General features: G+C 71.8%; 21 protein-coding genes and 1 pseudogene. 18 read left to right on the top strand and 4 right to left on the bottom strand.

Features of this window, described 5'->3' with window-relative positions; genetic code table 11:
• Nucleotides 1–40: 40 nt before the first annotated feature.
• The gene (locus EL245_RS05865) at nucleotides 41–1,315 is read right to left on the bottom strand and encodes an ROK family protein (protein ID WP_126382311.1); all 1,275 of its coding nucleotides are present in this window, start codon (nucleotides 1,313–1,315) and stop codon (nucleotides 41–43) included.
• A 69-nt stretch (nucleotides 1,316–1,384) separates the two neighbouring features.
• On the opposite strand from EL245_RS05865, the gene xylA reads away from it, so the two are divergent.
• The 8 genes and pseudogenes from xylA to EL245_RS05830 form a co-directional block, all read left to right on the top strand.
• Nucleotides 1,385–2,566, top strand: a complete 1,182-nt coding sequence (gene xylA, locus EL245_RS05860) for a xylose isomerase (RefSeq protein ID WP_126382310.1) — start codon at nucleotides 1,385–1,387, stop codon at nucleotides 2,564–2,566.
• Between the two features lie 70 nt (nucleotides 2,567–2,636).
• On the top strand, nucleotides 2,637–4,100 hold the full coding sequence (locus EL245_RS05855) for a xylulokinase (RefSeq protein ID WP_126382309.1): 1,464 nt from the start codon (nucleotides 2,637–2,639) through the stop codon (nucleotides 4,098–4,100).
• A 263-nt stretch (nucleotides 4,101–4,363) separates the two neighbouring features.
• Nucleotides 4,364–5,935 (top strand): xylulokinase, encoded by a 1,572-nt coding sequence (locus tag EL245_RS05850; RefSeq protein ID WP_126382308.1) that lies wholly within the window; start codon nucleotides 4,364–4,366, stop codon nucleotides 5,933–5,935.
• A 35-nt stretch (nucleotides 5,936–5,970) separates the two neighbouring features.
• A complete protein-coding gene (locus tag EL245_RS05845) occupies nucleotides 5,971–6,714 on the top strand; it encodes an L-ribulose-5-phosphate 4-epimerase (RefSeq protein ID WP_408608393.1) in 744 nt (247 codons plus the stop codon).
• A 102-nt stretch (nucleotides 6,715–6,816) separates the two neighbouring features.
• A complete protein-coding gene (locus EL245_RS05840) occupies nucleotides 6,817–7,083 on the top strand; it encodes a dihydroxyacetone kinase subunit DhaK (protein ID WP_232009890.1) in 267 nt (88 codons plus the stop codon).
• Nucleotides 7,084–7,253: 170 nt separating this feature from the next.
• Nucleotides 7,254–8,783 (top strand): L-arabinose isomerase, encoded by a 1,530-nt coding sequence (gene araA / locus EL245_RS05835; RefSeq protein ID WP_197719457.1) that lies wholly within the window; start codon nucleotides 7,254–7,256, stop codon nucleotides 8,781–8,783.
• Nucleotides 8,784–8,902: 119 nt separating this feature from the next.
• On the top strand, nucleotides 8,903–9,055 hold the full coding sequence (locus tag EL245_RS13590) for a hypothetical protein (RefSeq protein ID WP_232009889.1): 153 nt from the start codon (nucleotides 8,903–8,905) through the stop codon (nucleotides 9,053–9,055).
• 37 nt (nucleotides 9,056–9,092) lie between these two features.
• Nucleotides 9,093–9,794 (top strand): annotated as a pseudogene (locus EL245_RS05830) (sugar-binding transcriptional regulator); the annotation flags it as partial.
• 93 nt (nucleotides 9,795–9,887) lie between these two features.
• Here the strand turns inward: EL245_RS05830 and EL245_RS05825 are convergent.
• Together EL245_RS05825 and EL245_RS05820 are read right to left on the bottom strand one after the other, a co-directional pair.
• Nucleotides 9,888–10,868 (bottom strand): LacI family DNA-binding transcriptional regulator, encoded by a 981-nt coding sequence (locus EL245_RS05825; protein ID WP_126382307.1) that lies wholly within the window; start codon nucleotides 10,866–10,868, stop codon nucleotides 9,888–9,890.
• Nucleotides 10,865–11,878: a LacI family DNA-binding transcriptional regulator gene (locus tag EL245_RS05820; RefSeq protein WP_161512783.1), complete on the bottom strand. Its 1,014-nt coding sequence runs from the start codon at nucleotides 11,876–11,878 to the stop codon at nucleotides 10,865–10,867. The genes EL245_RS05825 and EL245_RS05820 overlap by 4 nt, the downstream gene beginning before the upstream one ends.
• Nucleotides 11,879–12,082: 204 nt before the next feature.
• On the opposite strand from EL245_RS05820, the gene arfA reads away from it, so the two are divergent.
• The 10 genes from arfA to EL245_RS05770 all read left to right on the top strand — a co-directional run bounded on the left by arfA (nucleotide 12,083) and on the right by EL245_RS05770 (nucleotide 25,768).
• Nucleotides 12,083–13,591, top strand: coding sequence for an arabinosylfuranosidase ArfA (gene arfA / locus EL245_RS05815; protein WP_126382305.1), 1,509 nt, complete (start codon nucleotides 12,083–12,085; stop codon nucleotides 13,589–13,591).
• Nucleotides 13,592–13,745: 154 nt separating this feature from the next.
• Nucleotides 13,746–15,086 carry an extracellular solute-binding protein gene (locus EL245_RS05810; RefSeq protein ID WP_161512784.1) on the top strand — a complete coding sequence of 447 codons (1,341 nt, stop codon included), beginning with the start codon at nucleotides 13,746–13,748 and terminating at the stop codon, nucleotides 15,084–15,086.
• Between the two features lie 18 nt (nucleotides 15,087–15,104).
• Nucleotides 15,105–16,031 carry a carbohydrate ABC transporter permease gene (locus EL245_RS05805; RefSeq protein ID WP_126382303.1) on the top strand — a complete coding sequence of 309 codons (927 nt, stop codon included), beginning with the start codon at nucleotides 15,105–15,107 and terminating at the stop codon, nucleotides 16,029–16,031.
• Nucleotides 16,021–16,938 carry a carbohydrate ABC transporter permease gene (locus tag EL245_RS05800; RefSeq protein ID WP_126382302.1) on the top strand — a complete coding sequence of 306 codons (918 nt, stop codon included), beginning with the start codon at nucleotides 16,021–16,023 and terminating at the stop codon, nucleotides 16,936–16,938. Before EL245_RS05805 ends, EL245_RS05800 begins: the two co-directional genes overlap by 11 nt.
• A gap of 90 nt (nucleotides 16,939–17,028) precedes the next feature.
• Nucleotides 17,029–17,994 (top strand): aldose-1-epimerase, encoded by a 966-nt coding sequence (locus EL245_RS05795; protein ID WP_126382301.1) that lies wholly within the window; start codon nucleotides 17,029–17,031, stop codon nucleotides 17,992–17,994.
• 15 nt (nucleotides 17,995–18,009) lie between these two features.
• Complete coding sequence (locus EL245_RS05790; protein WP_232009888.1) at nucleotides 18,010–19,023, top strand: LacI family DNA-binding transcriptional regulator; 1,014 nt, start codon at nucleotides 18,010–18,012, stop codon at nucleotides 19,021–19,023.
• 509 nt (nucleotides 19,024–19,532) lie between these two features.
• Nucleotides 19,533–20,840, top strand: coding sequence for an ABC transporter substrate-binding protein (locus EL245_RS05785; RefSeq protein WP_126382300.1), 1,308 nt, complete (start codon nucleotides 19,533–19,535; stop codon nucleotides 20,838–20,840).
• Between the two features lie 137 nt (nucleotides 20,841–20,977).
• Complete coding sequence (locus tag EL245_RS05780; protein WP_126382299.1) at nucleotides 20,978–21,931, top strand: carbohydrate ABC transporter permease; 954 nt, start codon at nucleotides 20,978–20,980, stop codon at nucleotides 21,929–21,931.
• On the top strand, nucleotides 21,924–22,736 hold the full coding sequence (locus tag EL245_RS05775; protein WP_126382298.1) for a carbohydrate ABC transporter permease: 813 nt from the start codon (nucleotides 21,924–21,926) through the stop codon (nucleotides 22,734–22,736). The genes EL245_RS05780 and EL245_RS05775 overlap by 8 nt, the downstream gene beginning before the upstream one ends.
• Nucleotides 22,733–25,768, top strand: a complete 3,036-nt coding sequence (locus EL245_RS05770; protein WP_126382297.1) for a glycoside hydrolase family 2 TIM barrel-domain containing protein — start codon at nucleotides 22,733–22,735, stop codon at nucleotides 25,766–25,768. Before EL245_RS05775 ends, EL245_RS05770 begins: the two co-directional genes overlap by 4 nt.
• Nucleotides 25,769–25,944: 176 nt before the next feature.
• Here the strand turns inward: EL245_RS05770 and EL245_RS05765 are convergent, their stop codons facing one another.
• Entirely contained in the window at nucleotides 25,945–26,613 is a 669-nt protein-coding gene (locus EL245_RS05765) for a potassium channel family protein (RefSeq protein ID WP_126382296.1), read from the bottom strand.
• Between the last annotated feature and the right edge of the window lie 46 nt (nucleotides 26,614–26,659).

Raw genomic sequence — 26,659 nt, 5'->3', positions numbered from 1 at the left:
GTGGGGGTGATGGCGGGGTGGTGCTTTCCGGCGTCATTGCTCAGCCCGCTGACTCAGCTGATCCGGCGAAGGCCGCAGGATCGGCCACGACCTCCTCCAGGACAGACCACGCCGCCCCGGTCGCGCCGTCGCCCTCGTCAGCCGTGGCGGTGAGGATCTGAGGGGCGGCCCAGGGGGCTGCCAGGACACGGCGGTCGATCTCGGCGGCGAGCTCGGGGCCGAGCAGCTCGGCGAGAGGGGCGAGGTGCCCGCCCAGGACGACGGTCGGGATGTCGAGGATGTTGATGGCGGCCGCCAGGCCGACGCCCAGGGCCCGAGCGGCTCCGGAGACGGCCTCGCGGGCACGCGGGTCGCCTGCCTCCCAGGCGGCGACGAGCTGGGCGGGGCCGGCGGTCGCAGGCATGCCGGCCTCCGCCAGGATGTGCCGTCGTCCTGCGTAGCGCTCGAGGCAGCCGCGGTTGCCGCAGCCGCACCGCGGGCCCTGCGGGTCGACCTGGACGTGCCCGATCTCCCCGGCGAAGCCGTGGGCTCCGTGCATGACCCGCGAGTCGCGCACGATGGAGGCCCCCACGCCGATCTCCCCGGAGAGGTAGATGAAGGACGACGAGGCGTGGGCCGCGGCCGGTCGGCTCCGCCCGACGGTGAGGGCCCCGAAGTCGGCCTCGTTGCCCAGGCGCAGGCCGAAGCCCGCGGGCTCGAGGACGGCGGCCAGGTGCGGACGCGGGTCGAGCTCGTGCCAGCCCAGGTTCGGGGCGCGAAGGAGGGTGTCGCTCGAGACGAGGCCGGGCAGGGCCAGGGCGGCGCCGACGGTCCGGGCCCTGCGCACCTCCTCCAGCGCGAGGACCTCACCGGCGAGCCCGGCCAGCCGTGCGAGCACGACGGACGGATCGGAGGCCTCGAAGTCGTCGAGCACCACCCGCTGCCCCAGGACCGAGCCGGCCAGGTCGACCGCGCGCACGGTCATGCGCGAGACGTTGACCTCCATGCCCAGGGCGGCGAAGGTCCCCCGGGCCGGGGTGAGCGGGACCGCGGGGCGGCCGGGGCCGGCGCCCGCCACGGGCTCGAGCTCGGCCAGGACGCCGGAGGCGACGAGCTCGTCAGCGAGGCGCGAGGCGGTTGAGCGCGTCATCCCCGTGGCGGCGGCGACGTCGGCCCGCGAGACGGGCCGTGCCGAGGCGAAGACGTGGCTGGCCAGGAGAGCGAGGTTGGAGGCTCGCAGGCTCGACTGCCTGGCCGAGGCGGCTCCGGGCCGCAGGCGGGCCGCCCCGCGGGTGGTCGGCTGAGCAGGGGTCGGGAGCCTGCGTGATCGGGACACTCCTTGACCCTATCGCATGCCCCTGTTATAGTTGTATCAACGAACAAATTTGCGCTCAAGGAGGAGACCATGGTTCGCACGCCCACCAAGGAAGACAGGTTCTCGTTCGGGCTGTGGACGGTCGGGTGGCTCGCGGCCGATCCCTTCGGTGAGACGACCCGCAGGCCGCTGGAACCCTGGGGCTACGTCGACAGGCTGGCGGAGCTGGGAGCCTGGGGGGTCACCTTCCACGACAACGACGTCTTCCCCTTCGACGCCACCGACGCTGAGCGCGACCGCATCGTCGAGCGGCTGTCCCGGGCGTGCCGGGACGCGGGGCTCACCATCGAGATGGTGACGACCAACACCTTCACCCACCCCGTGTTCAAGGACGGGGGGCTGACCAACAACGACCGCGCCATCCGCCGATTCGGCCTGCGCAAGATCCTGCGCAACGTGGACCTGGCCGCTGAGCTCGGCGCGACGACCTTCGTCATGTGGGGCGGGCGAGAGGGCGCTGAGTACGACTCCTCCAAGGACCTGCACGCTGCCTTCGAGCGTTACAAGGAGGGCCTGGACACGGTCGCCGGCTACATCAAGGACAAGGGGTACGACCTGCGCATCGGCCTGGAGCCTAAGCCCAACGAGCCCCGGGGCGACATCTTCCTGCCCACTGTCGGCCACGCCCTGGCGCTCATCGCCGAGCTCGACAACGGCGACGTCGTCGGCCTCAACCCCGAGGTCGGGCACGAGCAGATGGCCGGGCTCAACTACACCCACGGGCTGGCCCAGGCCCTGCACGCCGGCAAGCTCTTCCACATCGACCTCAACGGCCAGAAGGGCATCAAGTACGACCAGGACCTCGTCTTCGGCCACGGCGACCTGCTGTCGGCCTTCTTCACCGTCGACCTCCTCGTCAACGGCTTCCCCGGTGGCGGGCCCGTCTACGACGGCGCCGTCCACTTCGACTACAAGCCCTCGCGCACCGACGGCATGGAGGGGGTGTGGGAGTCGGCCGCCGCGAACATGGACATGTTCCTGCGCCTGGCTGACAAGGCCCGCGCCTTCCGCGCCGACCCGGCCGTCGAGGAGGCCATGCGTCGCTCGGGCGTCTACGAGCTGGCCGAGCCGACCCTGGCTCCCGGTGAGACGGTCGCGGAGCTCCTGGCCGACCGCTCTGCCTACGAGGACTTCGACGCGCAGGCCGCGGCGGAGCGCGACTACCACTACGTCGACCTGCACCACAAGGCCGTCCAGCACCTCATCGGCTGAGGGCGTCGGCCTGAGCCGACGGCACCGGGAGCACCGGGAGCACAAGGAGCACTGACAGGAAGGAAGGACCGTGACACTGGTCGCCGGCGTCGACTCCTCGACGCAGTCCTGCAAGGTCGTCATCCGCGACGCCGCCACCGGCGCCCTCCTGCGCCAGGGGCGGGCCGGTCACCCCGACGGCACCGAGGTCCACCCCGACCGCTGGTGGGCCGCCCTCGGTGAGGCGGTGGACGGGGCCGGTGGGCTCGACGACGTCGCCGCCCTGAGCGTGGGCGGTCAGCAGCACGGCATGGTCGTGCTCGACGCCGACGGGCAGGTCATCCGCCCGGCCCTGCTGTGGAATGACACCCGCAGCGCCGCAGCCGCCCGCGAGCTCGTCGTCGAGCTCGGGGGTGGTGACGAGGCGGCCGGCCGCAGGGCCTGGGCGCAGGCCGTGGGCAGCGTCCCGGTCGCCTCCCTGACGATCACGAAGCTGCGGTGGTTGGCCGACCACGAGCCCGAGGCGGCCGCGCGCGTCGCCGCCGTGTGCCTGCCGCACGACTGGCTCACCTGGAGGCTCTCGGGCGCCCAGGGGCTCGAGACCCTGGCGACTGACCGCTCCGACGCCTCGGGGACCGGGTACTTCGACCCGGTGGCCGGTGCCTACCGTCGTGACCTGCTCGCCCTGGCTCTGCGCCGCAGCCGGGCCGAGGTCGAGGACATCGTGCTGCCCCGCGTGGCCGGCCCGAGCGAGGCGGTGGGGCGCGGGGCGAGGCAGGTCCTCGGGCGGGACCTGTCCCACCTCGTGCTGGGCCCGGGCTGCGGGGACAACGCCGGGGCGGCGCTCGGGCTGGGGCTGCGTCCCGGGCAGACCAGCGTCTCCCTGGGGACCAGCGGGGTCGTCGCCGCGGTGTCGGCCACCCCGACCCACGACGCCTCCGGCCTGGTCGCCGGGTTCGCCGACGCCACCGGCGCCTACCTGCCCCTTGCCTGCACCCTCAACGGGGCGCGGGTGCTTGACGCCGCCAAGACGGTCCTCGGGGTGGGCTACGAGGACCTTGACCGCCTCGCGCTGTCGGCCGAGCCCGGCGCGGGCGGCCTCGTCCACGTCCCCTACCTCGAAGGGGAGCGCACCCCCAACCTTCCCGAGGCCACCGGGGTGCTCACCGGGATGACCCTGGGCTCGCTCACCGCCGCCAACTACGCGCGGGCCGCGGTCGAGGGCCTGCTGTGCCTCATGGGTGCGTGCCTCGACGCGGTGCGCGCCCAGGGCGTCGAGGTCGACGGGGTGTCCCTCGTGGGGGGCGGGGCCCGCTCGGCGGCCGTGCGCGCGCTGGCTCCTGCCGTCCTTAGCGTGGGCGTCGAGGTGCCCGAGCCAGGAGAGTACGTCGCCGATGGTGCCGCCAAGCAGGCGGCCTGGGTCCTGGTCGGCGGCGAGGAGCCCCCCTCCTGGGAGCTCGCCGGTGTCGAGCGGCTGCGGGCCGAGCCCCAGCCGCAGGTGCGTGCTGCCTACGACGCCGCCGCGGCGCTCGTGGCCGGGGCCCAGGAGCGTTGATCGGCGCGCAGTCGAGCCTGCAGGGCATGGAGTGCCCGGTGCGTGGGCGTCGGGCGCCCTGACGGGGGCTGTCATGCGCCTCTCGCCGGTCGAGCAGTGTCCAGATCTGTCTCCTGCGGCGCCCATGGTCACTGACGGCGCCGCAGGAGACACTTGACTCCCATGATGTGAACGTTCACAATCGGTGTGCGCCACGACCCCCTGCCCCCACCGGGCGCGGGGCGTGGAGGGACCGTCGACGATCAGCAACGGAGCAGATCCCCATGACCACCGCACCCCTCGACCCCGCCAGCACCGTCCTGGGCATCGAGCTGGGCTCGACCCGCATCAAGGCGGTCCTCATCGACGGCGAGTGCGCCGTCGTGGCGACGGGCGGGTTCGAGTGGACCAACGAGCTGGTCGACGGCGTGTGGAGCTACTCGATGGAGGCCGTGCGCGACGGGCTGCGTGAGGCGGTGGCCGACCTCGCCGCCGACCTGGAGCGCAGGGGAGGCGGGACGCTGGCCACCGTCGCCGCCCTGGGCGTGTCGGGCATGATGCACGGCTACCTGCCCCTGGACGCCGAGGGCGGGCTGCTCACCCCCTTCCGGACCTGGCGCAACACCTTCACCCAGGACTCCGCCGCCGAGCTGACCCGGCTCCTGGGCCTCAACATCCCTCAGCGCTGGTCGGTGGCCCACCTCCACCACGCCGTGACCCGCGGCGAGGAGCACGTGGCCCGGATCGCGCGCCTGACCACCCTGTCGGGCTACGTCCACCACCTGCTCACCGGACGCCACGTCCTGGGAGTGGGAGAGGCCGCAGGGATGTTCCCCATCGGCGCGGACAACCGCTCCTTCGACCCCGAGCTCCTGCGCGCCTTCGACGAGGCTGTCGAGGCCCCCTGGTCCCTGGCGGACATCCTCCCGCAGGTCGCCGTCGCGGGGGAGGACGCGGGTGTCCTCACGGCCGAGGGCGCGGCTCTGCTCGACCCCTCGGGGGCGCTGCGCCCAGGCATCCCGCTGTGCCCGCCCGAGGGTGACGCGGGCACCGGCATGGTGGCCACCGGCGCCGTGGCCCCGCGCACCGGCAACGTCAGCCTGGGCACGAGCGCCTTCGCGATGGTCGTCCTGGAGGAGCCGATCCGCAGCCTGCACGAGGAGGTCGACCTCGTCGCCACCCCCGCGGGAGCCCCCGTGGTCATGGCCCACTCCAACAACTGCACCTCGGACCTCAACGCCTGGGTCTCCCTGTTCTCCGAGCTCGCCGCTGCGGTGGGCTCACAGGTCGACCGCGACGCCCTCTTCGAGGTCCTCCTCGGGGCGGCGGCCGACGGCGAGACCGGACCGGGCGGGGTCCTGGCCTACAACTTCGTCTCCGGGGAGCACCTGTTCTCCCTGCCCGAGGGCAGGCCGATGCTCGTGCGGCGCCCCGAGGGCGGCCTGACCCTGGCCAACCTCATGCGCGCCCACCTCTTCGCGGCCTTCGCCTCGATGAGCCACGGGCTCAAGGTCCTCAGGCGCACCGAGTCGGTGCCGATCGACTCGATGGTCGCCCACGGCGGGCTCCTGCGCACTCCCGAGGTGCCCCAGCGCGTCCTGGCCGCGGCCTTCGCCGCACCGGTGTCCGTGGGCGCCTCCGCCTCACAAGGGGGTGCCTGGGGGATGGCCCTCCTGGCCGCCTTCATGCTCCGGGGCGGGGACCGCAGCCTCGAGGACTACCTCGAGGAGGTCTTCGAGGACGTCGAGGTCTCGACCGTCACCCCCGACCCCGAGGAGGTCGCCGAGTACGACCGCTACCTCGAGGCCTTCGAGCGGGCCCTGCCGCTGGAGCGCGCCGCCACCGACCTCCTGTGAGACCGACCCCCGCACCCGATGACGAAGGAGGCCCCGTGGCCGCCCCCACCACCCCGATCATCCTGTCCGAGCTCGACGAGGACATCCAGCGGGCCGTGTCCGCCGCCCGCGAGCGGGTCGCCGCCCTCCACGCCGAGCTGCCCCGCTGGGGCCTGGTCGTGTGGACGGCGGGCAACGTCTCGGAGCGCGTCGTCGTGGACCGCGGCGCCGGGCCCGAGCCGACCGACCTGTTCGTCATCAAGCCCTCCGGGGTGTCCTACGACGAGCTCGAGGCTGACACGATGGTCGTGTGCACCCTGGCGGGGGACAAGATCGATGACGGCACCCCGGCCGCCCTCACCCCCTCCTCCGACACCGCCGCCCACGCCTACGTCTACCGGCACATGGAGCGGGTGGGCGGTGTCGTGCACACCCACTCCACCTACGCCACGGCCTGGGCCGCCCGCCGCCAGCCGATCCCCTGCGCCCTGACCATGATGGCCGACGAGTTCGGCGGGGACATCCCGGTGGGCCCCCTGGCGCTCATCGGTGACGACTCGATCGGCAGGGGCATCGTCGAGACCCTGGCCCACTCCCCGTCCCCGGCCGTCCTCATGGCCAACCACGGCCCGTTCACCATCGGCCCGGACGCCCGCTCGGCGGTCAAGGCGGCGGCCATGTGCGAGGAGGTCGCACGCACGATGCACGTCGCCCTCCAGCTCGGCGAGGCCGTCCCCCTGCCGACAGAGGTCGTCGCCCGCCTCCACGACCGCTACCAGAACGTCTACGGCCAGCACTGAGCCCGAACCTCCCCATCCGCGAGTTTCATGACCGAGGGCCCTTGAGCAGGCTCTGCGGCACAAGGTGCGATCAATGCCGTCGAAGCAGTTGCTCCCGATGTCTTGCGCCGTCGGGCCGCCGCTCATCCCGACACCCTGCGTGCGGACCTGGACCAGCGGGTCGTCTACCGCCGCCACCCCAAGACCGCCGGCGAGGTCGCCCTCGTATCCGGGGGAGGCTCGGGGCACAGGCCCCTGCGCAGCGGTGTCGTGGGGCCCGGCGTGCTGCACGTGGTGAACGGGCAACCCGTCGTGGACTCTGCGGAGCCGGGCAGAGGCGCCAGGGTTTCTTGCCAACCGCATGAGTTCCGGCGCTTCGCATGTGCCTAGCGCCAGCAAAGCGCCGGAACTCATGCGCTCGACGGCGACTCATGCGGATGAGGACGTTCCCGGCGCCCTCGTGGAGGCCGCAGGGCCTTGACACTGTCAATGTGAACGTTCACCCTGGGTCCATACGCCTTCGGCGAGGACGCCGGGGCGAGCGCTGCTGAGGAGAACCCATGTCGTCACCGTCCGTCGCCCTGCCGAGCCCCTTCGCGGGCAAGGAGATCTGGTTCCTCACCGGCAGCCAGGACCTCTACGGCGAGCAGACCCTCGCCCAGGTCGCCGACCAGTCCCGCCAGGTCGCCGCCTGGCTCGACGAGGCCCCGGCGGTCCCTGTGCGCATCGTGTGGAAGCCGGTGCTCAAGGACCGCGACGCGATCCTCGCCGCCGTGCTCGCCGCCAACGCCGACGAGGCCTGCATCGGCGTCGTGGCCTGGATGCACACCTTCTCCCCGGCCAAGATGTGGATCGCGGGGATCGACGCCCTGAGCAAGCCGCTGCTCCAGCTCCACACCCAGTACGCGGCCGAGCTGCCCTGGGCCACGCTCGACATGGACTACATGAACCTCAACCAGGCGGCCCACGGCGACAGGGAGTTCGGGTACCTCCTGAGCCGTCTGGGCCAGCCGCGCAAGGTCGTCGTCGGTCACGCCTCCCACCTGCGGACCCAGGAGCGGGTCGCCACCTGGGTGCGCGCTGCCGCCGGCTGGGACGCCCTGCACCGCACCCGCCTCGTGCGCTTCGGGGACAACATGCGGGGCGTGGCCGTCACCGAGGGGGACAAGACCGAGGCCGAGCTGCGCCTGGGCGTGTCGGTCAACACGTGGGGCGTCAACGACCTGGTCGCCGTCGTCGACGCCGTGAAGGACGAGGAGGTCGACGCCCTCGTCGAGGAGTACGTCGAGGCCTACGACGTCGTGCCCGAGCTGGTCCCCGGCGGGCCGCGCCACGAGTCCCTGCGCTACGGGGCCCGCCTGGAGGCCGGCATGCGCCGCTTCCTGGTCGAGCACGGCGCCACGGCCTTCACCACGAACTTCGAGGACCTCGGGGGCCTGCGACAGCTGCCCGGCCTGGCCGTCCAGCGGCTCATGGCCGAGGGCTACGGGTTCGGCGCCGAGGGCGACTGGAAGACCGCCGCCCTCGTGCGGGCCGCCAAGGTCATGGGCCACGGCCTGGCCGGCGGGGCCTCCCTCATGGAGGACTACTGCTACGAGATGACCCCGGGCAGGGAGAAGATCCTGGGCGCCCACATGCTCGAGATCTGCCCGAGCCTGACGACCTCGCGCCCGCGCCTGGAGATCCACCCGCTGGGTATCGGCAACCGCGAGGACCCGGTGCGCCTCGTCTTCGACGCCGACACCGGGCCGGGCGTCGTCGTGGCCATGTCGGACATGCGCGAGCGGTTCCGCCTGACGGCCAACGTGGTGCGGGTCGTCGGACCGGACGCGCCGCTTCCCAAGCTGCCCGTGGCACGCGCCGTGTGGGAGCCCGAGCCGGACTTCGCCACCTCGGCGGAGTGCTGGATGCTGGCTGGTGCCGCCCACCACACCGTCATGTCGACAGCCACGACCCTGGAGTGCTGGCAGGACCTGGCTGAGATCGCCGGGATGGAGCTGGCGGTCATCGAGGAGGGCACGACGACGCGCGGCTTCGTGCGTGACCTGCGCCTGAGCCAGGTCTACCACCGGCTCACCCAGGGGCTCTGAGGGCTCGCGGTCTTCCGTCACCACCCCGCCTCAGCGGCCCGTCCGGCAGCGCGCACGAGGATGAGTGAATGAACATGCAGGACTGACTCCTGCGGCCCGAGCGGGAGAAGGACCTCGACATGCCGACGTCCCTGGCGAGCGCCGACTCCAGCCAGCTGCGCCTCATGGCCCGGATCGCGCGGATGTACCACGAGCTGGGCATGACGCAGTCGGAGATCGCCTCCGAGCTCCACGTCTCCCAGCCCCTACACGGACCTCGAGGAGCAGGTTGAGCAGTGCTACGGGCTCTCAGAGGTCGTCGTCGACGCCGACGAGGACGAGACCGGCATCGGGGCGGCCCTCGCGGCAGCCGGCGCCATCTACCTCGAGACGACCCTCACCGGTGGCGATGTCATCGGCCTGTCGTCGTGGAGCGCGACCTGGCTGAGCGCCGTCGAGCAGCTCACGCCCTTCCGCACGCAGGTCGCCTCACGCGTCATCCAGCTCTTCGGAGGTGTCGGGCACCCGCGCGTCCAGGTCAAGGCGACGCGCCTCATCGACATCCTGGCCCGCGCAACGGGCGGCGAACCGGTGTTCTTCTCCTCGCCCGCCGTCCTGGGGACGCCCTCGGCGGCCGCCGAGCTGGGTGAGGACCCCTCTGTCACCGCGGTCATGGACCAGCTCGGGTCGGTGACGATCGCCCTGGTCGGCATCGGCTCCCTCGACCCCTCGCCCCTCCTGCGCGAGTCCGGGAACATGACGACCGCGCAGGACCGCGCCGCCCTCGCGGCGGCAGGCGCCGTGGGGGACGTGTGCCTGCGGTTCTTCGACGCCCAGGGCCGCGCCATCACCGGGTCCTATGACGACAGGCTCGTCGGCGCCAGCGGCGAGCAGATCCGTGCGATCCTGCGCTGTGTGGCCGCAGCCGGCGGCGAGCGCAAGCACGCTGCCGTCAGGGCCGCGCTCCTGGGCGGATGGGTCGACGTCCTGCTCACCGACGTCCTCACCGCCCGGGCGCTGCTCACGGGTTGACCCCCGCCCCGGGGCCCGGAGGGCGAGAGCCGGCCGGGCCGGGACGGCCGGCGCACGGCGGCGCGGCGGCACGGCCCGCGTCGTGCCCGAGGTCTACGGGCGCCGCAGGGAGGACTCGCGCGCGATAAGCCCTGGGGCCACGTGCACGGTGCGCGCGGGTCCCGCCGGCTGCCCGTCCAGGTGGGGGGCGAGGATCTCCAGGACCGCCTGCGCGAGCAGGTCGGCGCCGGTGGACACGCTGGTCAGGGCCGGCACCGCGAAGGCGGCCGTCTCGGTGTCCCCCCGGCCCACGACGACGACGTCCTGGGGGACCCGCACGCCACGTCGCAGCAAGGTGCCCATCGCCCCGGTGGCCAGGGCGTCGTTGTGGCACACGACCGCGTCGACCCGGCGCCCGCAGCGCAGGAGCCGGGAGACCGCCTCGACGCCCCCGCGCACCCCGTCGGGGTCCTCGACCCGCACGACGAGCTCCTCGTCGACCCCCAGCCCCCGCACGCACGCCTCGGTCCACCGGTCGGCCGGCTCCCGGGTGCCGATGACCGCGGGGCTGGTGCACCCCTGCTCGCGCAGGTGGGCGCCCACGATCCGGGCCTGCTCATCGGGGGGACAGCCCACCCGCGACAGCCCGGCGGGCCCGTCGTCGGCCAGCAGGACCAGCGGCAGGCCGAGGTCGGTCTCCATCCGCGCGGGGTCGAGGGCGCGGGGGACGAGCACCGCGGCCCCCGAGCGGCGCAGCCAGTCCCCGGCCAGGACGGCCTCCTCCTGCTCTGCCCGGCCGCGGGTCAGTTCGAGAATGACCGGGACGGGGCCCGCCGCGCGCATGAGGGCCTCGGCCAGGTCGGCCACGAGGGGCTGGAGGAGGGTCGGGGCCGCCAGGGTGATCGCGCCCCTGCGCCCCGACCTGAGGGCCGAGGCCGAGGGGTTGAGCCGGTAGCCCAGGGACTCGACCGCCTCGAGCACCCGGGCGCGCGTGGACGGCGAGGCCCCCTCGATGCCGCGCAGGACGTTGGAGACGGTCTTAGCCGACACCCCGGCCCGCGCGGCGACGTCGCTCATCGTGACCCGCTCGCTCACGGCGCACCGCCCCCGATGCTGGAGTCCCGTGGCAGGAGGGTGACGTCCTCGACGACCGTGCGCACCGGGGCGTCGGGCCTGTCGATCCGCTCGAGCAGAAGCCGCACCGCGTCCGTGGCGTAGGCGCTCAGGCGCGGGGAGACGGTCGTGAGCGAGGGGTTGGCGTAGCGCGAGCTCTCGAGGTTGTCGAAGCCGGTGACCGCGGCGTCCTCGGGCACCTGCACCCCGGCCGCCGCGAGCTCGTGGAGCGCCCCGAGGGCCAGGCCGTCGTTGAAGGCCACGACGGCGTCGAAGGGAAGGTCCTGGTCGAGCAGCCTCCTGGCGGCCAGCGCGCCGTCGCGGCGGCGCCACTCGGTGGACACGATGAGCATCCGCTCGTCGACCTCGAGGTCATGGGCCGCCATGGCCCGGCGGAAGGCCGCCATGCGGGTCCGGCCCGCGGCGTGGGTCCACACCCGGGGGTCCGGCGCCCCGAGGACGGCGACCCGACGGCGCCCCAGCGCCGCCAGGTGGGCCACGACCAGGCCGATCCCCCCGGCGTTGTCCATCGTGACCCGGTCGACCTCCTCGTGCTCACGCTCCCCGAGCACGACCAGGGGGTGGGCCCGGGCCAGCTCGGACAGGGCGCGGGCCGACAGGCCCTGCCAGTACAGGATCGTCCCGTCGAGCTCGGGGTGGTCGGTGAGAAAGGCGCCCTCGCCCTCGCCGAGCTCGCCGGTCACCCCCAGGACGACGCTCAGGCCGTGCTCGCCCGCGCGCGTGGCGATGCGGTCGGCGATCTCGGCGAAGAAGGGTTGGCTCAGCTCGGGCACCGCCAGGCCGATCGTTCCCGAGCGCCCGGTCCGCAGGGAGCGGGCTGCGGGGTCGCGTGAGAAGCGGGTCCGGGCGATGGCCTCCATGACGCGCTCGCGGGTCGAGGGCGCGACGCCCGGCTCGCCGTTGACCACCCGCGACACCGTCTTGGCCGACACCCCCGCCAGGGCGGCGACGTCGAGCATCGTGGGTGCCATGGCCGGAAGTCTAGTTGAGGTGCAGGTCGAGGGCCTCGGTGTGCGGCCCGCCCCGCCCGGGCGCGCCCCCGGGGGGACGTGCGGGCCGGGGTGCCCGACGAACCGCCCGTGTCCGATCTGTTGACAACGATGAAGTAGTGGGCGGACCATTGTCTGTGGACGGGCCGGGCGGCCCGTCGTCCCCGCAGTGTGAGAGGTACTCCAATGGCGCAGGCCCGCATCTCCGTCGACCCCGACCGTCCCATCGGTGAGATCCACCGCCGTCTGTACGGCTCCTTCGTCGAGCACATGGGGCGATGCGTGTACACCGGGATCTTCGAGCCCGGCCACCCCGCCGCCGATGAGCACGGGCTGCGCCAGGACGTCATGGAGCTCGTGCGCGAGCTGGGCGTGACGACCGTGCGCTACCCCGGCGGCAACTTCGTGTCGAACTACCGCTGGGAGGACGGGGTGGGGCCGGTGGCCGAGCGCCCGCGCCGCCTCGAGCTGGCCTGGCACACGACCGAGCCCAACACCTTCGGGACCGACGAGTTCATGGAGTGGTGTCGTCAGGCGGACATCGAGCCGATGATGGCCATCAACCTGGGCACCCGCGGCGAGACCGAGGCGGTCGAGCTCCTCGACTACGTCAACGGCACCGCCTCGACCCAGGTCTCGGACCGGCGCCGCGCCAACGGCCACCCCGAGCCCTACGGCGTGCGCATGTGGTGCCTGGGCAACGAGATGGACGGCCCCTGGCAGGTCGGCCACAAGAACGCCGAGGACTACGCCTACCTCGCCCTGTCGACGGCCCGCGCCATGCGCATGGTCGACTCCGGGCTCGAGCTGGTGGCCTGCGGCTCGGCGGCCTGGGAGATGCCGACCTTCGGGGACTGGGAGCGCACCGTCCTCGACCTGGCCTACGACGAGGTCGACTACATCAGCCTCCACCGCTACGTCGACCCCGGCACCCAGGACCGCGCGAGCTTCCTGGCCGCCGGCGTCGACCTCGACCGCTTCATCGAGGGGGTCATCGCCACCGCCGACGCCGTGGGCGCCAAGCACCGCAGCGACAAGAAGATCATGCTCAGCGTCGACGAGTGGAACGTGTGGCGCCTGTCGGAGTGGACCGCGATCGAGGGCACCTTCGACCCCGACGACTGGCCCGAGGCCGCCCCCCGCATCGAGGACCGCTACACCGGCGCCGACGCCCTGGTCGTGGGAGGGCTGCTCATCAGCCTCCTGCGCCACGCCGACCGCGTCAAGGCCGCCGCCCAGGCCCAGCTCGTCAACGTCATCGCGCCGATCATGACCGAGCGGGGCGGACGGGCGTGGCGCCAGACCATCTTCCACCCCTTCGCCATCGCCTCGCGCATCGCCCGCGGCCGCGCCTACGACGCGGTCGTCGCCAGCCCCCGCACCCCCACCGAGCGCTTCGGCGAGGTCGACGCACTCGACGCCGTCGTCACCTGGGACGAGGACAGCTCCACCGGCTCCCTCCTGGCCCTCAACCGCAGCCTCGACGAGCCCGTCGAGCTGAGCGCCGCCCTGGGGGGCCTGGGGGTCTCGCGGGTGAGCGGCGCCCGGATCATCGCTCCGACGGACCTCGACGCGGTCAACACCGCTGACGAGCCCGAGGCCGTCGTGCCCGTGCCCCACGAGGTTGACCTCGTCGACGGCCTGGCCACGACCGTCCTGCCACCGGCCTCCTGGCTCGCCGTCGAGCTTGCCTGAGACCGGACCAGCCGGCGCGCCACCGGGCCGGGAGCACCGTCGGCCCGGCCCTGTCCCGCCGCACGACGACGCGCCACGGCGTCGTCACAGGCCCCCGCCTCCTGGCCGGGGCCTGGTCCCCTGCACCCGTGGACGGATGACAAGGAGGTCACTCATGAAACCTGTCCCCCGACCGCGAGGAGGACTGCCCAGCCGGCGCAGCCTCCTGGCCGGAGCCCTCATGGGAGGTGCCTGTCTCGCCGGGACGGGCCTCCTGGGAGGATGCGCCTCCTCGTCCTCGGCCGAGGACGAGACGCGCGTCCAGCTGTGGCACCTGTTCACCGGCGGTGACGGCGGGGTGTTCCAGGCGATGATGGACGACGTCGACGCCCAGAACCCCGGCGTGGCGATCGACCCCGTCGTCCTGACCTGGGGCGGCCCGTACTACACGAAGCTGGCCATGTCCTCGGTGGGAGGCCGCTCGCCCGACCTGGCCGTCATGCACGCCACCCGGGTCATCGGCTACGCCCCCGGCGGGCTGCTCGACACCTGGGACCTCGACCGCCTGGCCGAGCACGGGGTGACCCCGGAGATGTTCCCGGCCCTGCTGTGGGACAAGTGCGTCCTCGACGGCCGCCTCTACGCGGTGCCCCTGGACTTCCACGCCTTCCTCCTGTTCTACAACACCGAGCTGTGCGAGTCCGCCGGGCTGCTCGACGCCGAGGGCGGGGTGGTGGGCCTCGACAGCCCCGAGGGCTTCCTCGCGGCCGGACGCGCCCTGGCCGAGGTGACCGGGGGCCAGGGGATCTCCTACGGCTACACGGGCGACGGAGCCCAGGTCTGCCGCATGTTCTGGTCCCTGTACGCCCAGACCGGCGCGACGTGCACGCTCACCCCCGGGCACCGCGCGGTCATCGACCGCGAGCAGGCCGTCAGGGTGACCGCCTTCGTCAAGGAGATGCTCGACGGCACGGTGGCCGAGGCCGACATGGACTACGGCGGCGCCGTCGCCTCCTTCTCCACGGGGCGCACGGCCATGACCTTCATGGGCAACTGGGAGCTCCAGTCCTTCCTCAAGGCCGAGGTGCCCTTCGACGCGATGGCCATGCCCGCCGTCTTCGGCACGCCCGCCACCTTCGGCGACTGCCACGTCTTCGTCCTGCCCCGGCAGTCCGAGGTCGACGAGCGACGGCGGGACGCGGCCTACGAGGTCGTGGCCGGCATGCTCAAGAGCTCCTTGCAGTGGGCCGACGGCGGTCACACCCCGGCCGACCTGTCGATCACCGAGTCGGCGGCCTACCGCGAGCTCGTCCCCCAGGCCCACTACGCCGAGGTCATGGACCAGGCGGTCTTCGAGCCCGCCGCGTGGTTCACCGGCTCGGGCTCTGACTTCCAGGCGCGCGTCGCGGAGGTCATGCAGGCCTGCTGGCTGTCGGGGACGCTCACCCCCGAGCAGGCGGTCGACGGCCTCATCGACCGGCTCGACACGATGCTCGCCCAGACCCCGCCCTCCTGAGCAGAAAGGACAACCACCATGGCACACCCACGCACTGCTCAGAGGCACGGCTCGACCCGGCGCCCCGCGCGCCGTCAGGGATCCGGGCTGCCCTTCCTCATCCCCTTCATCGTCGTCACCGTCCTGTTCCTCATCGCCCCCGTCGTCTACGGCCTGTGGCTGTCCCTGACCGAGCAGTCCCTCATGGGCAACGGCGGCTGGGTCGGACTGGGTAACTACGCCGAGGCCCTCGGGGACGACACGATGTGGACCACCTTGTGGCACACGATCCTGTTCACCGTCATGTCGACGGTGCCGCTCGTGCTCCTCTCCCTGGTCATGGCGCTGCTCGTCCACATGGGCCTGCCGGGCCAGTGGCTGTGGCGCCTGGCCTTCTTCGCCCCCTACCTCCTGCCGGTGGCGGTCGTCGTCCAGGTGTGGACCTGGCTGTTCAACTCCGACGTCGGCTTCGTCAACTACTGGCTCGGCGAGCTCGGGCTGGGCGAGGTCGGCTGGCTCACCGACACCGAGGTGGCCATGTGGTCGATCGTCATCCTCACCGTGTGGTGGACGATCGGCTTCAACTTCCTGCTCTACCTTGCCAGCCTTCAGGCGATCCCCGACCTGCTCTACGAGGCCGCCGAGGTCGACGGCGCGGGGTTCTGGCGCAAGCTGTTCTCCGTCACGCTGCCCCAGCTGCGAGGCACGACCGTGCTCGTGGCCACGCTCCAGGTCATCGCCTCGCTCAAGGTCTTCGACCAGATGTTCATCGCGTTCAACGGCGGCTCGGGACCCGAGGGCTCGACCCGCCCCATTCTCCAGTACATCTACGACACGGGCTTCACCAACTACCGGATGGGCTACGCCTCGGCGATGTCGTACATCTTCTTCGCCGTCATCGTCCTCATCACCGTCGCCTTCCAGCTGCTGACCCGCTCGAGGAAGGACTCCACCCATGAGCGCTGAGACCCCCGCCGCCCGCACGCCCTGGCCCTGGCGCTCCGAGCGCGCCGCCGAGACGCGCCGCACCCGCGGCCTCCTGCTGGGAAGGAGCATGACGGCTCGGGTCCTCGCCTTCGCGATCCTGGGGCTGCTCGCCCTGTCCTGGCTGCTGCCCCTGGCCTGGGCGGTCGACACCTCCTTGAAGACCGAGGTCCAGGCCCAGTCCCTGCCCCTGCGCTGGTTCCCCGAAGGAGGCTTCACCCTGGAGAACTACCGCACGGTCTTCGCCCGGGGAGAGGTCTTCACCTGGATGTGGAACACCCTGCTCGTGGCCACGGCCGTCACGGTCCTCACGGTGGTCATCTGCGCGATGGCGGGATACGCCTTCTCCCGGACGGTCTTCGCCGGGCGGCGGGTCCTGTTCCTCGTCACGCTGGGCCTCATCATGGTCCCGGGCCAGATCCTCATCGTCCCCCTGTTCAAGGAGATGGTGGCGCTCAACGCCGTCGACACCTTCGCGGGCGTCATCCTGCCCCAGACGGTGGCGCCGATGATGGTCTACATCTTCAAGCAGTACTTCGACCAGATCCCCCAGGAGCTCGAGGACGCCGCCAGGGTCGACGGCGCGGGAAACTGGAGGCTGCTGTGGAACGTCGTCCTGCCGGTGTCCCGTCCCATCGTCACGGCGGTGGCGATCTTCGTGTTCATCGGGGCGTGGAACAACTTCATGTGGCCCTTCATCATCACGAACAACCCCGACCTCATGACGCTGCCGGTCGGTCTGTCGACCGTCAAGAACGCCTACGGGATCATCTACGCCCAGACGATGGCCTCGGCGATGATCGCCGCCCTGCCGCTGACGCTGCTGTTCATGGTCTTCCAGCGCCAGATCATCAAGGCGGTGGCCACCACCGGGCTGGGAGGGCAGTAGGAGGCGCCCGACGGCGTCGTGCCGTACGGTGAGGCCGGAGGAACGGGCGCTCAGCCCGCACGAACGTGGATCGCACGGAGGACCGAGCTGATGATCAACGGAGAGCTCATCGACCTGCGGGCCGGTGACTACGAGGCACGCGTGGCGACCTCGGGGGCCACCCTGGTCCACCTGCGCCGCCAGGGGCGGGACCTCGTCGTCCCCTTCGACGCCGCCCGTGAGCTGCCCTTGGGCTGGCAGGGCAAGACCCTCGTGCCCTGGCCCAACCGCATCGCCGGGGCGCGCTACACCCACCGGGGGGTCGAGTACCTCGTGCCCTGCAACGAGCCGGAGACCGGCTCGGCGCTCCACGGCCTCGTGGGATGGGCCGACTTCCGGGTCTCCTCGACCGGGCGGGGCGGCGCGACCGGCGGGCGGGACGAGATCGACGAGCTCGTCCTGGGTCTCGTCCTGCCCGCCTCCTACGCCTACCCGTGGAGCCTCGAGGTGCGGGTCCGCCTCAGCCTCGAGGCCGAGGACGGCCTGACCCTCGAGGTCACCTCGACCAACCTGGGGGCGGCCCGGGCGCACCGGCCGGGCGCCGTCGGCGCCGCGCAGGTCGAGGGGGCCGACGCCCCTGCGCCCTACGGCGCCTCGATCCACCCCTACCTGACGAGGTCGGTCCCCCTGGACGAGTGCGTCCTGGAGCTGCCCGCCTCCCGTGTGCTCGACACCGACGCGACGATGGCCCCCGCGGGCCTGCGCCCGGTCGAGGGCACCGAGTGGGACTGGCGCGCCGGGCGGCTCGTGGGGGCCACGAGCACCGACAACGCCTACACCGGCCTGCCCGCCGGCCCCTGGGAGGCACGGCTGACCGGTCCCGAGGGCAGGAGCGTCGTCATGGCCTCCTCCGCCCCCTGGGTCCAGGCCTACAGCGGGGAGCACCTGGGTCGCCGCGGCGTCGCGATCGAGCCCATGACCTGCCCGCCCGACGCCTTCAACTCCGGTGTCGACCTCCGTGAGCTCGAGGTGGGGGAGTCCCACACGCTGTCCTGCACGCTGCGCGAGGAGGACTGAGGGGGAGCGCGGGCGATGGCGAGCCGGCAGGGGGAGCCCGCGCGGCGACCGGGCATGGTCGACGTGGCCCGGGCGGCCGGGGTGTCCCACCAGACCGTCTCCCGGGTGCTCAACGCCCCGGACTCCGTGCGCCCCGAGACCAGGGAGCGCGTGCGCTCGGCCATCGAGGAGCTGGGCTACCGCCGCAACATGGCCGCACGGGCGCTGGTCACCAGCTCGACCCGCACGATCGGGGTCCTCACGACCGGGTCCCACTTCCACGGCCCGGCCTCGACGACCGCGGCCATCGAGGACGCCGCCCGGTCGGCGGGCTACGCCAGCCTCGTCACCCCGGTGCTCGCCCACGACCGCGGCGGGGTCGAGGATGCTCTCGACTTCCTCGTCGATCGGGGCGTGGAGGGCATCGTCGCCGTCGCCCCCCAGGCCTGGATCGCGACCTCGGCCCAGCGCGCCGCCCGCCGGGTGCCGATGGTCGTCGTCGCCGACGGCCTGGACCCCGGGCCCCGGATCCACGTCGTCTCGGTCGACCAGGAGCTCGGCGCCCGCATGGCTGTGGGGCACCTGCTGGCCACCGGCCGCCGGGACGTCGCCCACGTGGCCGGGCCGGCCGACTGGTACGACGCCCGGGCCCGCAGGGCCGGATGGGTCGGTGCCCTCGAGGACGCCGGAGCGACGGCCGGCGCCTGCCTCGCGGGACCCTGGGACCCCCGGCACGGCTACGAGTCGGTGGCCGCCCTGGCCGGCGAGCTGCCCGAGGCCCTCTTCTGCGCCAACGACCTCATCGCCCTGGGGGCCCTGGCGGGCCTGCGCGAGCGGGGCGTCGCGGTGCCCGAGGAGGTCGCCGTCGTCGGGTACGACGACATCGCCGGCGCGGAGTACTTCTCCCCGTCCCTGTCGACCGTGCGCCAGCCCTTCGACGAGCTCGGCTCACTGTGCCTCGACGTGCTCCTGCGCGCCCTGGCCGGCGAGGCAGGAGCCTGCCACTCCATCGCCCCGACCCTGCGTGTGAGGGGCTCGAGCGCCCCGTGACGGCGCGGCGGGGCCGGTGCCGCGGTACCGAGCGGGTCCCTGGCAAGGGGCGTGCGAGTGGGGAAGATCTCATCGGCGCGTCCCGGTCGCTCCGGGAGGGTCGCCCGATCGACGCGCGGGGTGCGGCGCGCCGTGCCGACGGCGCCCGTGGCGGTGACGGGGCCGACACCGAGCGGGGGCCGGAAAACGGTGGCCGGCCGGGCGGGCCGGCTGCGGGCTCCGCCCATGTCCCCCTCGATTTGTCATGACATATATGGGGTCGGTGGCGCCGAGCCGGCGCGAGCGACCCGCTAGCGGGTAGGGCTCCGGGGCGGGGGCTGGGCTGGGGGGAAGCGAGCGAAACCTACCTGTAACGATCAAAGTCGCACATCTGGAGTGCGCTTTCGTGGTAGATTGCGTGTCCGATCGGAGGAGAGCCTCGCGGGGCGCCCCACCCGGTTCCCATGCCGCCGCAGCGTCGCGACGGCCGCTTCCCAACGCTGACGCGATTTCTCAAGGAGGAGATTCACATGTCGCGACTTCTCACCCGTCGTTCCGTCCTCGTCGGCAGCCTCGTGGCGGCAGGCGCAGCCACCCTGGCTGCGTGCGGCGGCTCGGACTCGGGCTCCGGCTCGGGCTCAGGGGACTCCAACACCCTGACGGTGTGGTGCTGGGACCCCGCCTTCAACATCTACGCGATGCAGGAGGCCGAGAAGATCTACCAGAAGGACCACCCCGACTTCAAGCTCGACATCGTCGAGGTCGTCTGGGACGACATCCAGCAGAAGGTGACCACCCTGGCCCAGTCGGGGGACCTCGACCAGCTGCCCGACATCTTCCTGTGCCAGAACATGGCAGCCCAGAAGAACATCATCAACTACCCCGACGTCTTCGCCGACCTGACCGACTCGGGCATCGACTTCAGCGAGTTCCCCGAGTCGGTCGTCGAGTACTCGACGGTCGACGGGGCGAACTGGGCCGTTCCCTTCGACTCGGGGACCGCGGTCACGGCGCTGCGCACCGACATCCTCGAGCAGGCCGGCTACACGGTCGCCGACTTCACCGACATCACCTGGACGCGGTTCATCGAGCTCGGCAAGGACATCCTGGCCAAGACCGGGCGCCCGATGCTCTCGAACCAGACGGGTGCCTCCGACCTGGTCATGATGATGATCCAGTCGGCGGGGGCCAGCCTCTTCGACGCCGACGGCAAGGTGACCATCACTGACAACCCCGCCCTGACCCGCGCCGCCGAGATCTACAAGGAGCTCGTCGACTCCAAGATCCTCATCGAGGTCAACTCCTGGGACGAGTACGTCGGCACCCTCGTCAACGACCAGGTCAACGCCACGATCAACGGGATCTGGATCTCCGGGTCGATCCAGACCGCCGAGGACCAGTCGGGCAAGTGGGCCATGACGAACGTGCCCTCCCTCGACGGCGTCGACGGGGCGACGAACTACACGGCCAACGGAGGCTCGTCCTGGGTGGTGACCGCTGAGGCCAACTTCGACCTGGCGACCGACTTCCTCAAGTCGACCTACGCGGGCTCCACCGAGTTCTACGACACGATCCTGCCCTCCTCGGGGGCCATCGCCAACTGGATCCCGGCCGGTGAGTCCGAGGTCTACCAGGAGCCGGTGGAGTTCTACGGGGGCCAGGCCGTCTACGCCGACGTCGTGGCCTACTCCGAGAAGGTGCCCTCGATCAACACCGGTGTCTACTACTACGAGGGCCGTGACGCCGTGGCCGCCGCGGTCACCCAGATCGTCGACGGCGCCGACCCGGCCTCCGCCTTCGCCGACGCCCAGAAGACCACCGAGTTCGCCGCCAGCTGAGCCTGGAGTGTCCGGCCCCTGACACGACCACGGGGTCCCGGTGCGGGCGAGCTGCCGCGCCGGGGCCCCGTGCCCGGTCCGTCCAGGACGACCTCCGGGGCGCGGTGCACGACCTGACGACAGAAAGCGACACGTCCATGACGACTGCCAGCCTGACTGCGGGGACGGGGCGGACGGCCAAGGCCGGCAAGCGCCCCACGCAGTCGATGACCCCCTCGGAGCGGAGGCGCAACCTGACTGGCTGGGCCTTCCTCCTGCCCGCCGCGGGGCTCATCCTCCTCATGAGCTTCGTGCCGATGTTCCAGGCCTTCCTCCTGTCCCTCAAGACCGGACGGGGGACACGGCTGAGGCTCGCCGACCCGCTGTGGATGAACTACCAGCGCCTCGTCGACGACGAGATCTTCATGCTCACCATGAAGAACACCTTCATCTACCTCATCGTCCAGGTTCCGATCATGCTCGTCCTGGCGCTCATCCTGTCGGTCCTCCTCAACGACCCCAGGCTGCGGTTCAAGGGGTTCTGGCGCACCTCGATCTTCCTGCCCTGCGCCGTGTCCCTCGTGTCCTACTCCCTGGTCTTCCGCACGCTGTTCGCCAACGACGGCTTCGTCAACGACGCGCTCATGTGGCTCAACCTCATCGACGCCCCGGTCCACTGGCTGAGCGAGACCGGGACCGCTCGCTTCGTCATCATCCTGGGCCTCCTGTGGCGCTGGACCGGCTACAACATGGTCTTCTACCTGGCCGGTCTGCAGAACCTCGACCACGCGACCATCGAGGCGGCACGGATCGACGGTGCCAGCTCCTGGCAGACCTTCTGGTACGTCATCGTCCCCCAGCTCAAGCCGATGATCCTGCTCACGGCGATCATGTCGACCAACGGGACGCTCCAGCTCTTCGACGAGTCCTGGAACCTCACGCGGGGAGGACCGTCCTACACCTCGATGACCATGTCCCACTACCTCTACGAGCTCTCCTTCCTCAAGAGCCCGAACTTCGGCTACGCCTCGGCCATCTCCTACGTGATCCTCATGCTCGTCGCGGTCCTGGCGCTCATTCAGATGAAGGTTGGTGACAAGCGCGATGCGTAAGCGTTCCCTGCGCCGGCTGCCCGGCTACCTCTTCCTGGCGGTCTCCTCCGCCCTGTCGCTCTTCCCCCTGTACTTCATGGTGGTCTCGGCGACGAACACCTCCAAGGACGTCCTGGCCTCCCGCCTCATCCCGGGAGGAAACCTCCTGCAGAACCTGCGCGACCTCGAGGCGGTCTCCGACGTCGTACCCGCCATGGGCTACTCAGCGGCGATCGCCCTGCTCACCACCGCCCTGGCCCTGCTCGTGTGCTCCATCGCCGGATACGGCTTCGAGATCTACCACTCCAAGGGCAAGGACCTGGTCATGGCGGTCCTCCTGCTGGCCATGATGATCCCCTTCGCGGCCACGATGATCCCGCTGTTCCGCATGTTCGGGCAGGTGGGCCTGGTCAACTCGATCTGGGCGGTCATCCTCCCCACGGTCTCCACGCCCTTCCTCATCCTGCTGTTCCGTCAGGCCTCGCGCTCCTTCCCGCACGAGATCCTCGAGGCCGCGCGCCTCGACGGGCTGAGCGAGCTGTCCATCTTCCTGCGCATCTACATGCCGACGATGAAGTCGACCTACTCGGCGGCCGCCGTCGTCACCTTCATGGCCGCCTGGAACAACTTCATGTGGCCCAAGATCGTCCTGGTCGACCTCAAGTTCCAGACGATGCCGATGCTCATCTCCAACCTGGCCGGGGGCTACGTGACGAACTACGGCGTCCTCATGCTGGCGGTTCTCCTGGCCTCACTGCCGGCCATGGTGGTCTTCCTCGCGCTCCAGCGCTCCTTCGCCAACGGAATCATGGGGGCGATCAAGTGACGATCGACATCTCGCGGATCGCGGACCCGACCTTCTTCGCCGACAACCGCCTTCCCGCCCACTCCGACCACCTGTGGTACGCCGACGCCGCGGAGGTCGAGGCGGGGGAGTCCTCCTTCCAGGTGTGCCTGGACGGGGTGTGGAAGTTCTTCTACGCCAAGAACCCCTCCCAGGCCCCCCAGGGCTTCTGGGATCCCGAGCACGACGTCGCCGACTGGGACGACATCCGCGTGCCGGCCCACATCCAGCTCCAGGGCTACGACCTTCCCCAGTACGCCAACGTCCAGTACCCCTGGGACGGCCGGGAGCAGGTCGAGCCCGGCCAGGTGCCCACCGCCTACAACCCGGTGGCCTCCTACGTGCGCGACATCGACCTCGACCAGGCCCCCGCCGACGGCGAGCGCCTCGTGCTCAGGCTCGAGGGCGCCGAGTCCGCCGTCGTCGTGTGGGTCAACGGCGCCTACGTGGGCTACTCCCTCGACTCCTTCACACCCAGCGAGTTCGACCTCACCGCCCACCTGCGCCCCGGGTCCAACCGCCTGGCCCTCCAGGTCTACAAGTGGTCCTCGGGCTCGTGGCTGGAGGACCAGGACTTCTACCGCTTCTCCGGCCTGTTCCGCTCGGTCTACCTGCGCAGGCTGCCTGCCACCCACCTCGAGGACCTGCGCGTGGGCGTCGAGGTGGCCCCCGACCTGACCAGCGCCACGGTGCGGGTCCGCCCCCGCCTGTCGGGCGAGGGCAGCGTGCGGGCCCGTCTCGAGGGCGTCGGGGAGCTCGAGCCGATCGGGGACGGGGAGCTGGGCGTCACGGTGGCGGGCCCCCGCCTGTGGAGCGCCGAGGACCCTTACCTCTACGACCTCAGCCTCGAGGTCCTCGACGCCAGCGGTCGGCGCACGGAGCTCGTGCCCCAGAAGGTGGGCCTGCGCCGCTTCGGCATCGAGGACGGCGTGCTGCGCGTCAACGGCGAGAGGATCGTGTTCCGGGGCGTCAACCGCCACGAGTTCGGGCTCGACGGCCGGGTGATGACTCGTGAGCGCACCGAGGCCGACCTCGTGGCACTCAAGCGCGCCAACATCAACGCCGTGCGCACGAGCCACTACCCGAACAACTCCTTCTTCTACGAGCTGTGCGACGCCTACGGCCTCTACGTCATCGACGAGACGAACCTGGAGACCCACGGGGTGTGGGACCACATCGTGCGCACCGACCACGACGTGTCCCGGGCGCTGCCGGGGGACAGGCCCCAGTGGCGTGAGGCCGTGCTCGACAGGGCCCGCTCGATGTACGAGCGGGACAAGAACCACCCCTGCGTCGTCATGTGGTCCTGCGGCAACGAGTCCTTCGGGGGCTCGACCATCGCGGCGATGGCCGAGCTCTTCCGCTCCCTGGACTCCCGTCCGGTCCACTACGAGGGGATCGTCGAGGACCCCCGCCACCCGGAGAGCTCGGACGTGGTCAGCCGCATGTACACCCCGGCCGCCACGGTCGAGCAGATGCTGCGCACCGAGCGGGACAAGCCCTTCATCCTGTGCGAGTTCGCCCACGCGATGGGCAACTCCTTCGGGGCGGTCGACCGCTACATGGACCTGGCCGAGCGCGACCCGCTGTTCCAGGGCGGCTTCATCTGGGACTTCGCCGACCAGGCGATCGCCCTGAGGGCCCCCGACGGGACCCCCTACTGGGGATACGGCGGCGACTGCGGGGAGGCCCCCCACGACGGGGACTTCTGCGGCAACGGCATCTTCTACGCCGACCACACACCCTCGCCCAAGATCCAGGAGGTCCGTCACCTCTTCCGTCCCCTGGCCACCCGGGTGGGCGCCCAGGAGCTGGAGGTGACCAACCGCTTCCTGTTCACCTCGTCGGCCGAGCTCGACTGCATCGTCACCCTGGCCCGGGAGGGCCGGGAGCTGGCCTCGGCCCGCCTCGACACCGACGTCGCCCCCGGGACGAGCGCGACCTACCCCGTGCCGCTGACGGTGCCGGCGACCCCGGGGGAGTACACCCTGACCGTGTCCTTCCGCCTGCGCCACGACGAGGCCTGGGCCCCGGCCGGGCACGAGGTCGCCGGGGACCAGGGAGTCGTCCTCGTCGAGGCGCCGCGCAGCGCGCCGGCCGCCTTCGCGGCCCCGGCCCCCGAGCCGCGGCCCGAGCTCGTCGAGGGGCTGCACAACGTCGGGGTGCGCGGCCAGCGCTTCGAGGTGCTCTTCTCCCGTGTGACCGGCGCGCTGGTGTCCTACCGTTTCGGCCGCACGTCCGAGGGCGGGGGCGAGCTGCTCTGCGCCCCGGTCAGGCCCTGCTTCTGGCACGCGCCGACCGCCAACGAGCGCGGCTACGGCAGCCCCTTCGAGGAGGGCGCCTGGTCGCTGGCCACCCGCTACCCGAGGGTCGTCATGGGACCGGAGTACCCGCAGGTGCGCCAGGACGAGGAGTCGGTCACGGTGACCTTCGACTACGAGCTGGCCGGCCTGCCCGGGGCGCGGGCGTCGATGTCCTACCGGGTGACGGGCGAGGGGACCATCGAGGTCACCCAGGTCCTCGACCGACCCGAGGACGCCCCCGACCTGCCCGAGTTCGGCTCGATCCTCGAGGTACCCGTCGAGCTCGACCGGCTCACCTGGTACGGGGAGGGCCCTGAGGAGTGCTACGTCGACCGGCGTGGCGGGGCTCGCCTCGACGTCTACCGCGCACGGGTGGCCGACCAGCTCCCGGGCTACCTCACCCCCCAGGAGTCGGGGTCGCGCACGGGGGTGCGCTGGGCCGAGGTCACCGACGTCCGCGGCCGGGGCCTGCGCCTGGAGTGCGACCCGGGCAGGCCCATGGAGCTGTCGGTCCTGCCCTGGACGCCCTTCGAGGTCGAGGAGGCCCGGCACGCCTTCGAGCTGCCCTCCCCGGTGCGCACCGTGCTGCGGCCCGCCCTCATGCGCAGGGGAGTGGGCGGGGACCAGTCCTGGGGTGCGCGCACCCACCCCGAGTACTGCCTGCCCGCCGGGAGGCTGGAGTTCCGCTACTCCGTGCGTGGCGTGCTCTGAGGCCCTCCGGGTCCCACGGGCCGCACCGGGCCTCACCCGGCCCGGTGCGACCCGTGAGGTCGCGTCCCCGTCCGTGAGGTCGCATGCCGGACGTGCGACCTCACGGGCTCCGGTGCGACCCCGTGGGCCGTCGCACGACCCGATGGGTCCTCGGCGTCGTCGGCGCCCGCCCGGCCTCAGGAGCGCAGGGCGAAGCGCTCGAGCAGGCTCGCGTCCCCGCCGACGACGAGCACGTCGCTGGCGGACACTAGGGTCTCGGAGGTGGCGTACTCGAAGGGCTCGCCGGGGCTCATGAGCCCGAAGATGGTGACCCCGTAGCGTGAGCGGACCTTCGACTCCCCGATCGTGAACCCGTGCAGCTCGGCCGGGGAGCGCATCTTGACGATGGTGAAGCCGCCCTTCTCCATCTCGATGTAGTCGAGCATCCGCCCCGACACGAGGTGGGCGGCCCGCTGGCCGGCGTCGAACTCGGGGTAGACGACGTGGTGGGCGCCGATGCGCTGGAGGATCCGGCCGTGGGCGCGGGAGACGGCCTTGGCCCAGATCTGCGGGGTCTCGAGGTCGACGAGGTTGCCGGTGATGAGCACGCTGGCCTCCAGGGAGGTCGCCACCCCCACGACGGCGGTGCCGAACTCGGTGGCCCCGAGCTGCTCGAGGGCCTCGGGGTCGGTGGCGTCGGCCTCGACCAGGGGGATGCGCCCGGTCCACTGGCGCACGAGCGAGGGGTTGGACTCCACGGCCAGGACCTCCCGGCCCAGGCGGTCCAGGGTGGCGGCCACGGCCGAGCCGAAGCGGCCCAGCCCGATGACGAGCGTCGAGTCGGTGCGGTCTGCGGGCGATGGCATGTGCTCTCCTGGGCTTGTCTGGCTTCTCCTGGGCGCTCATGGGGCT

Origin of the sequence: Actinomyces howellii, assembly GCF_900637165.1 — a bacterium.
In the GTDB taxonomy this organism is placed as follows: domain Bacteria; phylum Actinomycetota; class Actinomycetes; order Actinomycetales; family Actinomycetaceae; genus Actinomyces; species Actinomyces howellii.
This window is presented reverse-complemented; position numbering and strand designations above follow the sequence as displayed.

What these genes read in the sequence shown, in the direction of transcription:
- xylA (WP_126382310.1), top strand. Translation starts at nt 1,385, where the DNA reads ATGGTTCGCACGCCCACCAAGGAAGACAGGTTCTCGTTCGGGCTGTGG.
- EL245_RS05850 (WP_126382308.1), top strand. Translation starts at nt 4,364, where the DNA reads ATGACCACCGCACCCCTCGACCCCGCCAGCACCGTCCTGGGCATCGAG.
- araA (WP_197719457.1), top strand. Translation starts at nt 7,254, where the DNA reads ATGTCGTCACCGTCCGTCGCCCTGCCGAGCCCCTTCGCGGGCAAGGAG.
- EL245_RS13590 (WP_232009889.1), top strand. Translation starts at nt 8,903, where the DNA reads ATGCCGACGTCCCTGGCGAGCGCCGACTCCAGCCAGCTGCGCCTCATG.
- EL245_RS05820 (WP_161512783.1), bottom strand. Translation starts at nt 11,878, where the DNA reads ATGGCACCCACGATGCTCGACGTCGCCGCCCTGGCGGGGGTGTCGGCC.
- arfA (WP_126382305.1), top strand. Translation starts at nt 12,083, where the DNA reads ATGGCGCAGGCCCGCATCTCCGTCGACCCCGACCGTCCCATCGGTGAG.
- EL245_RS05810 (WP_161512784.1), top strand. Translation starts at nt 13,746, where the DNA reads ATGAAACCTGTCCCCCGACCGCGAGGAGGACTGCCCAGCCGGCGCAGC.
- EL245_RS05805 (WP_126382303.1), top strand. Translation starts at nt 15,105, where the DNA reads ATGGCACACCCACGCACTGCTCAGAGGCACGGCTCGACCCGGCGCCCC.
- EL245_RS05800 (WP_126382302.1), top strand. Translation starts at nt 16,021, where the DNA reads ATGAGCGCTGAGACCCCCGCCGCCCGCACGCCCTGGCCCTGGCGCTCC.
- EL245_RS05795 (WP_126382301.1), top strand. Translation starts at nt 17,029, where the DNA reads ATGATCAACGGAGAGCTCATCGACCTGCGGGCCGGTGACTACGAGGCA.
- EL245_RS05790 (WP_232009888.1), top strand. Translation starts at nt 18,010, where the DNA reads ATGGCGAGCCGGCAGGGGGAGCCCGCGCGGCGACCGGGCATGGTCGAC.
- EL245_RS05785 (WP_126382300.1), top strand. Translation starts at nt 19,533, where the DNA reads ATGTCGCGACTTCTCACCCGTCGTTCCGTCCTCGTCGGCAGCCTCGTG.
- EL245_RS05780 (WP_126382299.1), top strand. Translation starts at nt 20,978, where the DNA reads ATGACGACTGCCAGCCTGACTGCGGGGACGGGGCGGACGGCCAAGGCC.
- EL245_RS05775 (WP_126382298.1), top strand. Translation starts at nt 21,924, where the DNA reads ATGCGTAAGCGTTCCCTGCGCCGGCTGCCCGGCTACCTCTTCCTGGCG.
- EL245_RS05765 (WP_126382296.1), bottom strand. Translation starts at nt 26,613, where the DNA reads ATGCCATCGCCCGCAGACCGCACCGACTCGACGCTCGTCATCGGGCTG.